The sequence below is a fragment of the Bowmanella denitrificans genome, assembly GCF_039522935.1.
GTDB lineage: Bacteria > Pseudomonadota > Gammaproteobacteria > Enterobacterales > Alteromonadaceae > Bowmanella > Bowmanella denitrificans.
Genome location: NZ_BAAAEI010000010.1, coordinates 34792 through 49885 on the forward strand (window position 1 = coordinate 34792; position 15094 = coordinate 49885).

The window sequence follows — 15094 nt, forward strand, 5'->3', positions numbered from 1 at the left end:
CAGAATGAAACGCAACCCACAGGGACAGAGCTAAGAGCAGATATAAAAAAGGCGCCCGAAGGCGCCAGGAGGGCATTAAACGTATGACTAAAACTTCACGCTGACGTAGGCGCCAAAGCGACGATCAGTCTTAAATTGGGTGCCGGGTGTGGTTTGTCCGGCCTGGTTGTAGATCATCTTGGTTTTGATGATCTCATCCAGCAGGTTAGTGGCTTCCAGACCAATCTTGACATTGTCGGTGAGGTTATAGGCCACCGACAAATCCAGTTGCCCGGTGGCCTCGGCCATCACTGGGGCAAACAGGTTGGAGTCACGACGGGTCAGCAGATATTCAGAGCGCCAGTTATATGCAATACGGGCTGAGATACCATGCTTTTCGTACATAGCCGTCATGTTGACGGTGTCATCGGAATAACCTGGCAGCGGCAGATTATTAAAGGCGCGGAAGCGGTTACGGCCGTCTTCGCCACCACTGCCTGTGCCAAAGCCTACCTCATCGTTAATATCGGACTGATTGATATAGGTATAGTTGAGCGACACCCCTAAGCCTGACCAGATGCCCGGCAACTGGTCAAAAAACTGAGTATACGCCAACTCAAAGCCCTGAATCGTACCCGACCCTTCATTGGTGTCGGTCTGGAAATTGACCGGGAAGGTGACACCGGCCAGCTCATTGGTGATCTCTTCGCTATACAGACGTTTGCGGATAATATTTTTCAGCTCTTTGCGGAACAGACTGGCGGTCAGTGAGTTACTTTCACTCATATACCACTCATAGGTCAAATCAAGGCTAAGTGCTTCCTCCGGCTCTATATTACGTGGATTGCCGCTGATGCCGTCAAAACCAATATTCTCATAGGGCAAAGGCTCACCGTTTGGCCCGCGCGGCTCGGAATGTGACTCGGTAATGGAACGGAAATAGCGGAAGTTTTCAAACTTCGGCAAAAAGATATTCTGCGAGGCGGCAAAGCGCACTACACGCTCGTCATCCAGCTCCACACTCAGGTTAAAGCTGGGCAGCACTTTGCTGTATTTATCACCTTTGACGTGCAGTGGTTCCGTATTCAGCCAGTTTTGATAGGCAAGCTGGTCGGCGGTATACATGGCCTGTTTGGCGGTATCCCAGCCAGGAATAGGCTCAGGGAACAGGGTGGCACCGGTGGATTCCACCTGCCAACTGACATAACGCAGACCAAGGTTACCGCGAATAGGGTAAGCCAGTTCAAAATTGTCGTAGTTCAACTGGGTGTAGAATTCGCGCCGGGTTTCCTTACTGCTGGAAATCTCGGATGGCAGGTAAGCCCCGTCAATTTCGCAGGTGCCGCTGATGGTGACACAATTACGGTCCCTGAGCTGGACAAAATTGTTGTAGCCACCGGCTTTGGTGGTGTCGTGGAAATTCTGCCAGTTGTGCAGGTCAGCAAATCGGGCAAATAGGATAGTTTGATCCTTGGGCAGTACGCCACCGCCAAAGAAATCACCGGCATGAAAACTATAGAGTTCATAGAGTTCGGGGTGTCCAGGACGGTCTGCGGTGCCGGTATAGGAGGTCGCCTGTCCTCCATTAACATAATGATTCCAGGAGCCGTCGGCCATTTCGCCCCAGTTCCAGGCAGAATCCCGCTTAATCTGCTCTTTGCTCGACGCATAAGCACCGAACTGGATGGACTTAATCCACTTATGCTCAAGTTGATAAGTGGCATCAAAGGCGTAAGAATCTGATTCGGCGTCAGTATCGTCCTCCTTGTCCATGGCTGAGTTCAGATACATGTCACTGACAGGATCGGGGGCCAATGGGCTGGTCAGGTTCTCGCCGACAAAGTTAACCACGGTTTTGTCGCCGCGCACATCGAAAAACACATCGTTGTGTTCAAAACTGTTATTGATGGTGTAGTCGTAAACATCGTATTCGGACTCAATGTGTTGGTAATCAAACTCCAGCTTCCAGGCATCGCTGGGTGAAAAGGTAAAATGCACACTGCTGTCTTCCACCAACTGCTCAGCATAGCGCCAGCGCGACTGAGCCAGAGAACGGTAGTTCATCAGCAGCGTGCCCGAGGTCATAAAGCCGTTTTCATCAAAGGTGGCGTCATCTGCCACCTGAATCTGATTTGGGTTAACGTTAAATCCTTGCTCACCCAAGGTAATGACCCGCTCATCCCAGGTTAACGAAGCGTTGGAGCGCAGATATTCCGCTGTTACCTCGAAGGTTTGCGAGGGATTTCTGAATTGCAGCGAGGTGGCCAGGCCGCGGCGTTTACGCTCAGAATCAGCACTGCGCATGTTGGCATCGGCTGGTACGTATCTGGTTTCACCGGGGAATTGGCTCAGCTCAGTGCCATAGTTACCAAACTGCGGCATTTCCCGGGCGGTGGCACTGCGTTCATAATAATTCCCCAGGGCCAGACCATCACCTCGATCCTTATAATCAGAACTGGATGCGGATAACAGCACACCAAATTCACCGATATCGCTGTTCCAACGGTTACTCACTACTGCTGAACCGATGGGGGTCCACTCACCACGGTGATCGCCATAGCTACCCTCTAACGTGGTACTGGCGAAGAAGCCGGCACTGTCAAAAGGCTTACGGGTGACCAGATTGACGGTGCCGGCCACACCACCGGCAATTAAATCGGCCGTATGGTTTTTTACCACTTCCACATAACCCAGTAATTCGCCAGGAATATCCTGGTAGCTCAGACCGCCGCCGGTACTGGCGCTAAAGGCATCGCGGCCGTTGATTTCGCTGCGTACCCGGTCAAGGCCTCGCACTACCACGCCGGTACCTTCAGCGGCAAAGTGATTTGGGTCGTCGGATGAAGCAAAGCGTTCAATCGTGACGCCTGGTACACGCATCAGTGCTTCGGTGACGCTTTTATCCGGCAGTGCACCAATGTCATCGGCACTGATGACATCTTTCACTGTATCGCCTAAGCGTTTCAGTTCCTGAGCAGTGATAACACTGCCGCGAATACCCACCACGGCAATTTTCTCTACCGATTCTTCAGGGTTAGTTATGTTTTCCTGCTGTTGAGCGACAGCAACGCCAGGGGTGAAAGACGACAGTGCAGCGGCTACCGAAAGGCAGGCCAGGGATTTATTGTGCATAAGTAAACTCCATGTTAATTATTATCAGAAAATGTTGAGATGCGTGATAATAAGTACCAGGAATTGTGTGTTTTGCAATCAATTTTTGTATCAAAAAGGAAAATATTTTGTAAAAAGTCCTGCGGGGTAGCGTTGATGACGGTGTTGAAAAACAGCACATGATGGCAATGTGGGCATTGCGTTTAGCTGTGATACCATTGGCGCAGGAAGAAAAAAACAACCACTTATGCTGCATCTTGTTCAATCAAATAAAATGGAAGTGCTGGCGGCGCAGCTTTGCCAGTATCTGGCCGAAGATCAGGGCGATATTGAGCAGTTATTCGAGCCGCAGCCCATTTGGGTGCAAAGTCCGGGTATGGCCCAGTGGCTGAAACTGCAGGTGGCCGAATCGCTAGGGATTGCCGCTAATCTGACTTTTCCACTACCGTCCAGTTTTATCTGGAATCAGCTTTATTTGCGGTTATTACCTGAATTACCGCAGGAGTCGGCGTTCAGCAAAGATAATATGTGCTGGAAGCTGATGGCGATTCTGCCGTCATTGTGTGATGACCCCAACTTTAGTGCCGTGGCCAGTTACTTAAAGGTGTCTGAGGCAGGACAGGAGTTAAAGCTGTTCCAACTGTGCCAGAAAGTCGCCGATTTGTTTGACCAGTATCTGGTATATCGCCCTGACTGGCTATTGGCCTGGGAGCAGGGGCAGCAGGTTGATATGTTGGCCGCATCGCAGCAAGCGTGGCAGGCACAGCTTTGGCGTGAATTAAAACGGTATACCGAGGTGCTGCAGGAGTCGCCATGGCACCGGGGCAATTTGCATCAGCGCTTGTTGGAATGCCTGAGTGACAAGGATTGCCGCGACGTTTTGCCGCCCAGATTACTGGTATTTGGTATTTCCGCTTTGCCGGTTCAGCAGCTTGAAATCCTCGGCGCCCTGGCCAAACAGATTGAGGTGGTGATCTTTTGGTTTAACCCCAGTCAGCACTACTGGGGAGATCTGGTGGATGAAAAACGCAAAGCCCGTGCTGAGTTACTCAAAGCACAGGCTGGCGATGAGCTGGCTGATTATCTGGAAGTGGGTAACCCCTTGTTGGCGTCCTGGGGAAAACAAGGTCAGGATTTCCAGGATATGCTGCTGGAACAGGGGCCGCAGCAGCATGATTTGTTTGTGGATGTGCCGCCACAGAATCTGCTCGAACATATTCAGCATGAAATTCTGAATCTGACTCAGCGGGGGAGTATGCTGCCGTTGTCGGCCGAGGCGCTGCTGGAACAGGACCCCAGCTTGCCCAAAATTGTGATTGCCGATAACGATGACAGCCTGGTATTGAGCAGTTGTCACTCCAGACTGCGTGAACTGGAAGTGCTGCATGACCATCTGCTGGGCTTTTTTAAACGGCATGCCGACTGTCATCCCGGTGATGTGATTGTGATGATGCCGGACGTGGCCGATTATGCGGCATTGATCCACGGTGTATTTGGCGGACACAGACAAGAGCTGGCCATTTCCTATGCTATCTCAGACCGAAGTCTGGCCCAGGAATCGCCGCTGCTGGGCAGTTTTGTCAGCTTGAACAAATTACAGTTGTCGCGGCTTGGTCTGGCCCAAGTGTTGGATATTCTGGAGGTACCGGCGGTGCTGCGCCGTTTTGACCTCAGTGAGGCGGAGTTCAATCAACTGCGTCATTATCTGCAGGATGCCGGGATACGCTGGGGACTGGATGGCCAGGACAAGCGTCGCTGGCATTTGCCCGAGGATGAACAAAATACCTGGCTGTTCGGACTAAAGCGCCTGATTGCTGGCTATGCCATGCAAACTGAGCTGTATGCTGACTCAGACCAGGCGCCCGGTGCCTTTATTGCGCCTTATGCGGAGCTGGAAGGCCAATCCAGCCAGGTGCTGGGCAAGCTGCTGTTATTTGTTCATCAGTTGTGTGACTGGCTAGTATTCTGTCAGACACCAATGCCCTTGCAGAGCAGAACCGCTTGGGCGCTTGAGCACATTGAGCGAATGTATCTGGCCGATGACAATGACGAACAGTATTTGCAGGGCTTAAGAAATGCACTGAATGCACTTAGCCGACACCAGCATCAATATCAGGGCGATATCGAGCAGCGGGTGTTTTGTCAGGCTCTGGAGCAGCAGTTGCAGGAGTCTGGTGTTGGGCAGCGCTTTTTGGCCGGTAGCGTGAATTTTTGTACCCTGATGCCCATGCGCAGTGTGCCCTTTAAACTGGTGTGTTTGCTGGGCATGAATGATGCTGATTATCCCCGCCAGGTTACCCCGCTGGGCTTTGATCTGATGCAGCAGTCTGCTCCCAGAAAAGGCGATCGGTCCCGTCGTTTAGACGATAAATATCTGTTTCTTGAAGCGCTGTTGTCGGCGCGTCAGCAGCTGTATATCAGCTACCAGGGCCGCAGTGCCAAAGACAACCAGCCTCTGGTGCCTTGTGTGCTGTTAAGTGAACTCGTGGATTATTGCCAACTGGTGTATTGCCGTGCCGACGGCGGGCCACTGAGCGACAGCCTGACCCGGGTTCAGCATTTACAACCTTTTCACCCGGATTATTTTGACGCCAGACATCCGCTGAGTTTTGAGCCTCAGTGGCTGGCCCTGGCAACGGGGCGTCACAACGAGGCCGAACCCTTTATTGTTGGCGAGTTACCCTATCTACCTGCGCAAAGTAGTATTGGTGTTGAAGAACTTATTGGCTTTTTTATCCAACCGGCCAGGGGCTTTTTCCAATTGCGCTGGCAGGCCAGGTTTGCTTATCAGGACAACAGCCTGGAAGAAGATGAGCCCTTTTTCCTCAGTAGTCTGGACCGTTATCAACTGCTGGCAAGACTGGTTGACAATACGGCTTCTGTAACAGACAAAGAGATTCTGGCCACGCGTTTACATGGCGAAGGGGTGCTACCTGGCGGTCATGCCGGGGTGCTGGCCCTTGAGCAACTGCAGCAACAGGCCGAATCTATCCGGGATAGCTTGCTGACCTATCGTCGTGACTTGTGCGCCCGGCGTGAAATATTGCAACTGACAATTCAGGGGGTGGACATCAGTGGCTGGCAGGATCATCTGTATGGCGAACAACTGGTGCTGTGGCGCTCAGGTAAGGTTCGCGCCAAAGACAAGCTGCAATTGTGGTTGCGTTTGCTGCTGCTGTGCGCTCAGGGGGTAAAACTCAATCAGGCGGTATTCGTCGGCACTGAATCCGAGCCCTTTATGCTAAACGGGATGCCGCGCGACCAGGCAGTTGCCGCCTTGAATATCTACATCCAGGCCTGGTGCGATGGACATAATCAGCCTTTACTGCTGTTACCCGAGTGTGCCTGGTTGTGGCTGGATAAAGGCGACTGGGACAAAGTGCTGAAAAGTTTTTCAGGCAACGACTTTGCCAAAGGAGAAGGGCAGGATGTGCATGTGGCCCGCATTTGGCCCGAGCTTGCCCCCCATCAGCAGGAATTTATCCGGATCAGTGAATCCTTGTTGGGGCCCCTGTATCAATGGAGTCAGGCATGAGGCCCTTACACATTCCTTCCTTTCCGCTGACTGGCCAATCCCTGATTGAAGCTAGTGCCGGGACCGGCAAAACCTTTACCATAGTGCGCCTGTATCTGCGCCTGCTGCTGGGGCTCGGCTGCGAGCCCTTGTCGGTGGACAAAATACTGGTCGTCACTTTTACCAATGCCGCCACTGCGGAACTGAAAAGCCGCCTGCGTACTATGTTGACCAAGGCTCATCATGATGTGCTAGTTGGCCAGACTGACGAAGCCGTGCTCCAAGATCTGATATGTAGCGAGGAACAACGGGAATTAGCCTGCAGGCGTCTGCAACTGGCACTCAGGCAAATGGATGAAGCGGCGGTGTTTACCATCCACGGCTTTTGTCAGCGGGTGCTGACCCGTCATGCATTTGAAAGTGGCAGTCGTTATCAACAGGAATTGATTCTGGATGAGTCAAGCCATCTGCATCAGGCCATTAAGGATTTCTGGCGAGCCAGAATATTGAGACTTCCGGCGCCGTTGCTGGAACTCAGCCTGAAACTGTGGTCCGAGCCGATGGCGCTGCTGCGCCAGGTGAGAGGTTTACTCAACCAGGATTTTGCCTGTCAGGATAAAGCCGCGCCGCTGGAAAAATTACTGCAGCAGTATCAATGGTTATTGGCCGACAGCAAAAGCTGGTGGCTTGAAAATCAGGTATTCGAACGTCTTTGGCAAGCTAATCTGAATAAGCGAACCCGTCTGGGTAAGGGCGAATTGCTGACCCAAATGGAAGCGTTTTGTCAAAGTGCAGAGCTGTTTTTGCCACAGGGCAGCAGTTTTGAGGACTTTCTACCGGAAAAGGTGGCTAAGGCGTTAAGTAAGGCCAGCCCGGATCTGTCTGATCTGGATTTTGCCCGTTTTGAGCAATTGCAACGTTTGCACACTCAGTTGGTGGAAGGCCTTAAAGTTACCCTTTACATGGAAGCCATTGACAGCCTGCGCAGCAAACTGGCGATAAGTAAAGATAGCGCCAATCAGCTCAGCCCCGATGATTTACTCAGCCAACTGGCCAATGCCTTAAATGGAGCGCAGGCCGACGCTCTGATCAGCGCAGTACGGCAGGCCTATCCGGCGGCCATGATTGACGAATTTCAGGATACCGATGCCGTGCAGTATGGCATTTTTAATCGCCTGTATCCGCCCACAAGCCATGACTGCCTGATTATGATTGGTGACCCGAAACAGGCCATTTACGCTTTTCGCGGGGCGGATATTTTTACCTATATCGGTGCCAAGCGAGAGGTGGGCGAGTCTCGCTGTTTCACTCTGGAAACTAACTGGCGATCAGAGCCTGTGATGGTGGAAGCCATTAATAAGCTGTTTATGCAAAGCCCGCAGGGCTTCTTGTATAACCAGGATATTCCGTTTTTACCGGTCAAGGCCGGACAATCCAATAAGCAGTTACTGTTAGATGGTAAAGGGGTGGCGGGACTGGCCTTTGAATACCTGAATTGTGCCTCGCCACAGGGCTTTTCGGCCGTACAAGGGCCGCTGGCCGAACATTTTGCCGGACAAATTGCCGCATGGCTGGCCTGGGGCCAGCAAGGCCGGGCCCTGTTATGCCATGGGCAGGCACAAAGCCCGGTAAAACCTAAAGATTGCGCGGTGCTGGTGCGCGATAGGTTCGAAGCACAATTAATGCGCGATGCACTGGCGAAACTAAATATTGCTTCGGTGTTTCTGGTACGGAAAAGTGTGTTTGCCACCCAGATTGCAGCTGACCTGTTGTTGCTACTACAGGCCATGCAAAATCCCGGCGACGAAGCCAAAGTGAAAGCCGCCATGCTCACCGAACTGGTCGGATTGAGCGCGCTGGAGTTTGAAACCTGGCTGGCCGATGATAGTCGCTGGCAGGAACTGCTGGGGCAGTTTTTCCATTGGCAGCGGCTCTGGCAACGTCAGGGTATTGCCAGTGCACTGGCGCAGATGCAACAGCAGCTCAGCCTGATGGCCTCTGTTCAACGGCGTTTTGCCGACCATTTGCGGCGTATCACCGACCTGCGTCACCTGTTTGAGCTGTTGCAGCAACACAGTCTGGAAGTGCAAGGTGAAAGTCAGCTTGTACATTGGTTTGCGCAGTGCTTAAGCGAGCCAGATGACAATCATGAAGGTCAACAACTGCGTTTGGAAACCGACGACAATCTGGTGCAGATCGTGACCATGCATGCCGCCAAAGGGCTGGAGTATCCGCTGGTGTTTATGCCCTTCGCCTGTCGCTATCAAAAACGTGTAGATCCTCTTTATCACGACGATGAACGCAAACTGTGGGTAGACTTTCTGGGCCGCCAAGAGAATCTGGCCCGGGCTGCAACAGAGAAGCTGGCAGAAGATATTCGCCTGCTATATGTAGCCCTAACCCGGGCCGAGCATTGGTGCAATGTTGGGGTGTTTGACACCACGGCGGGCGGGCAGAGCCGCAGCCGAGCTATCAGCGGCACGGCACTGGGTGCGCTGTTGCTGGGCCCCGGTGCTGAGGTGCAGGAAGGAACACTGCAAACCGCCTTGCAACATCTGGCCGATAGCCAGCATATCCACTATAAGCCAATTACTGAGCAGGACATTCAGCCTGGTCAAATGCCGGTTGCCGAGTTACAACCACTGGAATGTGCTCGCCTGGGCAGGAGCTTGCGACAGACGTGGCGGCTGACCAGCTACTCGGCTATCAGCTTACAGCAGGACCATTTGCCGGGGCCCGGGCAGGATGAAGGCGTCACTGCTGTTGTGTCTGTCAATCCGCCCGGTTTGGACCGATTTGCCTTTACCCGCGGCGCCAGGGCCGGTTCATTCCTGCATGGCGTATTGGAAATACTGATGTCTGCGGAAACGATCGCTCAGGGGGAGATGAGCCGGGAATTGCTGGCGCGTTGTATCGAAGAACAGGCACCGCTATTTGCCATTGAAAGTCAGTGGTTTGATGTGCTGCAGGAATGGCTATGGGATGTCGTCAATGCCCCCATTCTGGCAGATCAACCGCTGCGCTTGCTGGACATACGTCAGGCCAAGGTGGAGCTGGAGTTTCACCTGCCTTTGCATCAGGTACAGGCGCATAAGTTCAACCGGATACTCAACCAATATATGCCGTTTATGCAGGCCCGTTACGACTTTGACAGTTTAAATGGCATGCTCAAGGGGTTTGTCGATCTTATCTTTGTTCATCGCGGCAAACTTTATGTTGCCGACTATAAGTCTAACTACCTCGGTGCTGATTTCGGTGATTATCAGCACACTAATATGGCGCAGGCCATGGCCGAGCATGATTACTACTTGCAAGCGGTACTCTACAGTCTGGCACTGCACCGCTGGCTGCAAAGCCGCTTACAGCATTACGATTATGACCAGCATGTGGGCGGAACCTGTTATTGGTTTTTGCGCGGTATCAGCTCGTCTCACCCTGGACGGGGAATTTTTCAGTTAAGGCCAGACAAAGCCATGATTGAGGCGCTGGACGCCTTATTTAGCGGCGAAAGTACCAGCGGCGGCCAGATGGAGCAATTAAGCCTATGCTAGACAGCCGTTCATACCTGAAGCCTTTACTGGCGGCAGAACAGCTTCCTGTGTCTTTTACCGGCTTGGATGTGGGGCTGGGTGACTTTATTGCCACCCGGGAAGCCGCATCTGGTGATCAGTTTGCCCGCCAACTGGGGGTGTTTGCCGCAATTGTCAGTCAGCAACTGGCCAGTCAGCATGTGTGTGTCAGGCTGGGCGAGTTAACCCGCCTGTATAACTTGTGTGTGCCGATGCTGGATCAACCCTTACCTATGCTGTTCGTGTCACAGGTGCAGGAACTGTTGAGTCAAGCCGCTACGGTGCATCTGGTGACAAACAATGCTGTTGCAGCTGCCAGGCCTTTGGTGCTGGATGGGCAGGGCGTGTATCTGCAGCGTTACTGGTGGTATGAATATGCACTGGGCCAAAGCCTCAAGCAACTGGCGCAGGGACAGATCAGGCTGGATACTCAAGGCTGCAAAGCTCAGCTGGACCAGCTATTTGCCGGCACTTCAGAGCCGCGCGACTGGCAGAAACTGGCGGTGGCGCTGGCCGCCACCCGCAGGCTATGTGTGATTACAGGTGGCCCTGGAACGGGCAAGACCACTACGGTCACCAAGTTGATGGCGTTAGTGCAGGGGTTAAATCTTGCAGCGGGGTTAAGCCCTCTCAGAATTGTGCTGGCCGCGCCAACCGGAAAGGCTGCAGCCCGACTGGCTGAGTCGATTTTGCAGGCCAAATCAAGGCTAAATGACGAGCTGGCCGCCCATTTACCAACACAGGCTGCCACCTTGCACCGACTGCTGGGGTTTCAGCCCGGCAAGGCCGCGTTTCGTCACCATGTGGATAATCCGCTGGCGCTGGATATGCTGATTCTGGATGAGGCGTCCATGGTGGATTTGCCACTTATGGCCAAGCTGCTGGCCGCGTTGCCAGGTCATGCCAGGTTGGTGCTGCTGGGCGATCGCCAGCAACTGGCCTCGGTGGAGGTGGGTTCGGTATTGGGGGATATTTGCCAGAGCCTTGCTGAAACCGACTGGTTGGATGAAAGTGGCCAGTACGATGCTGATACAACCGCATTACTTAATGACCTGACCGGGGCAAATCTGACAGCCAATGGCAAACCGTCCAGTCTGCTTCAAAACAATTTGGTGATGCTGAGAAAAAGCCATAGATTCAGCAGCGCCAGCGGCGTCGGGCAATTAGCGCAGGCTATTAATAGTGCAGATATGCGACGGATGCTGGCTTGCCTGCAAAGCGAAACCAGCGGCGAGGTTGACTGGTACGCCAAACCTACTCAGGGCCAGGTGGTGGAACTGGTATGCAGACTATTACAAGACTACTTTATTGCTGTTGAGGCAGGAGATGTAAGGGGCGCATTCACAGCACTGATGCGCCAGCAACTGTTATGTGCCACGCGTCAGGGGCTTTGGGGTACCGAGCAATTTAACGCCAGAATTGAACTGGAGCTGACTCGCCGCGGCTGGGTTAAGCCGACCCAGGAACTGTATCCTGGTTGCCCGTTAATGGTCAGCCAGAATGATTACCAGGTTAAGCTCTTCAATGGCGATATGGGCATCTGTCTGGCGGATCAGGACGGTTTACTGAAAGTATGGTTTATGCAGGCCGATGGTGAGCTTCGGGCTGTGCTGCCCAGTCGTGTTCCGGCCTGGCAGAAACTCTATGCCATGACCATACATAAAAGCCAGGGCTCGGAATTTGAACATGCCTTGATTTGTCTGCCGGATGGGGCCTCGAGTCTGGTCAGCCGGGAGCTGCTGTATACCGGGGTGACCAGGGCTAAACAGAAAGTCAGCTTATTCGCCCCGGAATCGCAACTCAAAGCTGCGTTGACCAGTCATTGTCAGCGCGGCTCTGGACTGGCCGACAGGCTGAAAATCAGCACAAGCGAAGCAGACTGAATTGGTCTACTGTTAGAGTCTGTGGGTCATGCGGTTAAGGTAGCGCTGCTGACGTTTTTGCCAGGCTTTGCGCACGGAATAGCGCCACAGCAGGTTCATGCCGAAATAACCGGCCAGGCCAAATACCACGGCGCAAATCCCGCACCCCACTAAAAAGGCCGGACCGATGGTTTCCAGGCTCTGTACTACCCAATCCCAACTTAGTTGAAAGGTAAACGCCTGAGGTGGCTGACCAAGTACCCATACGCCGACAAGATAAGCGCCGTAGAATATCGGGGGCATGGTGAAGGGGTTCGTGATCCAGACGGTGGCGACGGACAGCGGCAAATTGACCCGCAACGGAATGGCGCAGGCCGCTGACAACCACATCTGAAAAGGGACTGGCCAAAAAGCAAAAAACAAGCCCAGGCCAAAGGCACCGGAAGCAGATTTACGATTGAGATGCCAAAGGTTGGCATCGTGCAGCAAAGTGCCGAAAACTTTCAGGGCTTTTTGGTCTTTAATAGACTGATGATCAGGTAAAAAGCGCTTTATAAATTTCTTCGGCATAAACATCTCTGATTAGTTTCTCCCTGAAACGGATTCCGTACCGTTTCGTGGCGTTGCCAGAAAAATGCGGCTTCTGGCTGACAAAATCAAACTGGCTGTTGTTTGATTCTGGCGGTGCATCCCTGCGCCGCATGGGCACCTATGTTACGGGTGCCTTAATTTAGCGAATCCGGACTATCAGGCGGCATTACTATGGATGGTTGGCTTTTCAGTTTTATGACAGCTGCAGCGCTTTGTCTGTTACTGCCTGTGCTGCCTTCAATCTACCTGTTGCCAGCGCTGCTGTTTGGCGCTCTGGCGTTTGGCTATCAACGCCATTTTATCCTGTCTGGCCTGTTGACCGGATTGGTTTGGATGGCGAGTGTAGGTCATTGGCAGCTAGCCTGGCAACTCCCGGATTCGAAGATCCGACAAGTGGTGGTGTTGGAGGGGCAAGTGGAAAGCCTGTTGCATGAGCAGTCTGTGCAGCGCTTCAATCTTAATGTAAGCGGATTTGATCATCAGCCGGTTTGGCAAAACTTAAAAGTACGCCTGGTCTGGCGAAAGCCGGATTGGCCCGTTAAACAAGGGCAAAGGGTGCGTTTAGCGGTTAAGTTAAAACCGCCCCATGGCAGCCTTAATCTGGGCGGTTTTAACTATCAGCAATGGCTGTTTGCCCACAGCATTCGGGCGACCGGCTACGTAGTGCGCTCAGAACAAAACCTGTTATTGGAACAAGGTCAAAGTGTTCGTCAGACCTGGCTGGATGAATTTGCCACATTGGACTTACAGCACAGCGCCTGGCTGGCGGCACTGAGTCTGGGTTATCGGGGCTGGTTGGCAACGCACGACTGGCAGTTGGTGCAGCGCACAGGGATTGCTCATCTTATTGCCATATCGGGGTTGCACCTGGGGATGGTGTCCAGCTTCAGTTATGGTCTGTTGGTGATTTTTCTGGGGCCTGTACTGGGGCGATTTTATCCGCACTGTAATCTGCATAAACTGGCGTTATCCGGGGCATTATTGGTGGCTTTTGGCTATGCCGCTCTGGCCGGATTCAGTCTGCCGACGGCCAGGGCCTGGCTGATGCTGGCAATGTTCGTGCTGCTGCTGAACCTGCAACTGCACTGGCGGCCCAGGCGGTTGTTGCTGGTGTGTCTGGCTTTGTTTATTTTACTGTTTCCCCTTAGTTTGCTGACCTTAAGCTTCTGGCTGAGCTTCGCCGCCGTTCTGATTATCTACCTGGTATTCTGGCGCTGGCCAGCAGGTCGTGGTTTTTCTGTCATGACCTTTATCTCGGCATTGGTGCGGATGCAACTGGCTCTGAGCTTATTAATGTTGCCACTGGTGGCCTGGCAATTTGGTTTGGTGTCACTGGTCTCGCCGCTGGTGAATTTGTTAGCGGTGCCCTTTGTAACTATGTTGTTGCTGCCTTTATGTCTGCTTGCGTTGTTGGCCCTGGCGCTGCAGCCTGACTGGGGACAATGGCTGTTCAGTTGGGCAGACCGACTGCTTGAGTATGGGCTGTCTGCGCTTTTGAGGTTTGATGCCTTAAGTCAAAGTGCATTTGCGGTACCGCATTTGTCGTTGTGGATTTGGCTGTGTTTCGCATTGGCTCTGATCTGGCTGCTATTACCTAAAGGATTGGTGAATCACGCCTTTGGTTTTGTGTTGTTATTGCCACTGTTATCGGCGTTTTTGCCATCGCGGGATCTATCCTGGCGTATCGAAGTGGTGGATGTGGGCCAGGGCCTGGCGGTATTAGTACACCGGCATGGACGGGCACTCTTGTATGATACCGGGCCTGCTTATCCATCTGGTTACAGTGCCGCCGAGGGGCAAATATTGCCCATGCTAAGAGCGCTTGGGATAACACAACTGGATTATTTGTTGGTCAGTCACCAGGATAACGATCATGCCGGTGGCACAACGCTGTTGCTTGAACAGATTAATGTTGAGCAGTTACTGACAAATCTGGGCCGATGCCGCTATCCTTGGCAGACGGTCTGGCAAGGACTGAGGCTGCAAGTGCTTTGGCCTTTGGCGGATTCTGAGGGCAGCCAGAACAATCTTTCCTGCGTGGTTAAGATTACCGACGGACAAGTCACTGTGCTGTTGCCGGGCGATATTGAAGCGGCTGTAGAGCGCGAGTTGGTGGCTAGAAACACACTTTCGGCACAGATTCTGATCGCGCCCCATCATGGCAGTGCCACCTCGTCTTCCAGTGAATTTATTGCCGCCGTTAATCCAGAATATGTGGTGTTCAGCCAGGCCTATCTGAATCGTTGGGGCTTTCCCAAACAACAGGTTCAACAACGTTATACCGATGCGGGTGCCACGCTGTATTTGAGTTCAGCGTCCGGGCAATTACGGTTTCGGATTGACAATGGCCGGATTGAGGCAGAAGGACTGCGCTCCAACGGCTTAAACCCTTGGTATATGGAGCAGCCCAAATGATGTGGGTGACCGAATTTTAGGCAAAAACCTATTGATAGTTGGGGAATTATTGC

Annotated in this window: 6 protein-coding genes; 4 read left to right on the forward strand and 2 right to left on the reverse strand. The window is 52.8% G+C overall.

Annotated elements, in window-relative coordinates; translation table 11 throughout:
• Positions 1–87: 87 nt before the first annotated feature.
• On the reverse strand, positions 88–3111 hold the full coding sequence (locus ABD028_RS09745; protein ID WP_343844535.1) for a TonB-dependent receptor: 3024 nt from the start codon (positions 3109–3111) through the stop codon (positions 88–90).
• A 226-nt stretch (positions 3112–3337) separates the two neighbouring features.
• On the opposite strand from ABD028_RS09745, the gene recC reads away from it, so the two are divergent.
• The 3 genes from recC to recD are packed head-to-tail and all read left to right on the forward strand — an operon-like array spanning position 3338 to position 12056.
• Positions 3338–6625 carry an exodeoxyribonuclease V subunit gamma gene (gene recC, locus ABD028_RS09750; RefSeq protein WP_343844537.1) on the forward strand — a complete coding sequence of 1096 codons (3288 nt, stop codon included), beginning with the start codon at positions 3338–3340 and terminating at the stop codon, positions 6623–6625.
• Entirely contained in the window at positions 6622–10155 is a 3534-nt protein-coding gene (gene recB, locus ABD028_RS09755) for an exodeoxyribonuclease V subunit beta (protein WP_343844539.1), read from the forward strand. Before recC ends, recB begins: the two co-directional genes overlap by 4 nt.
• Positions 10149–12056 (forward strand): exodeoxyribonuclease V subunit alpha, encoded by a 1908-nt coding sequence (recD, locus tag ABD028_RS09760; RefSeq protein ID WP_343844541.1) that lies wholly within the window; start codon positions 10149–10151, stop codon positions 12054–12056. Before recB ends, recD begins: the two co-directional genes overlap by 7 nt.
• Positions 12057–12068: 12 nt before the next feature.
• Here the strand turns inward: recD and ABD028_RS09765 are convergent, their stop codons facing one another.
• Entirely contained in the window at positions 12069–12605 is a 537-nt protein-coding gene (locus ABD028_RS09765) for a DUF2062 domain-containing protein (RefSeq protein ID WP_343844543.1), read from the reverse strand.
• Between the two features lie 192 nt (positions 12606–12797).
• Between ABD028_RS09765 and ABD028_RS09770 the strand changes: the two genes are divergently transcribed.
• A complete protein-coding gene (locus ABD028_RS09770) occupies positions 12798–15041 on the forward strand; it encodes a DNA internalization-related competence protein ComEC/Rec2 (protein WP_343844545.1) in 2244 nt (747 codons plus the stop codon).
• Positions 15042–15094: the final 53 nt, after the last annotated feature.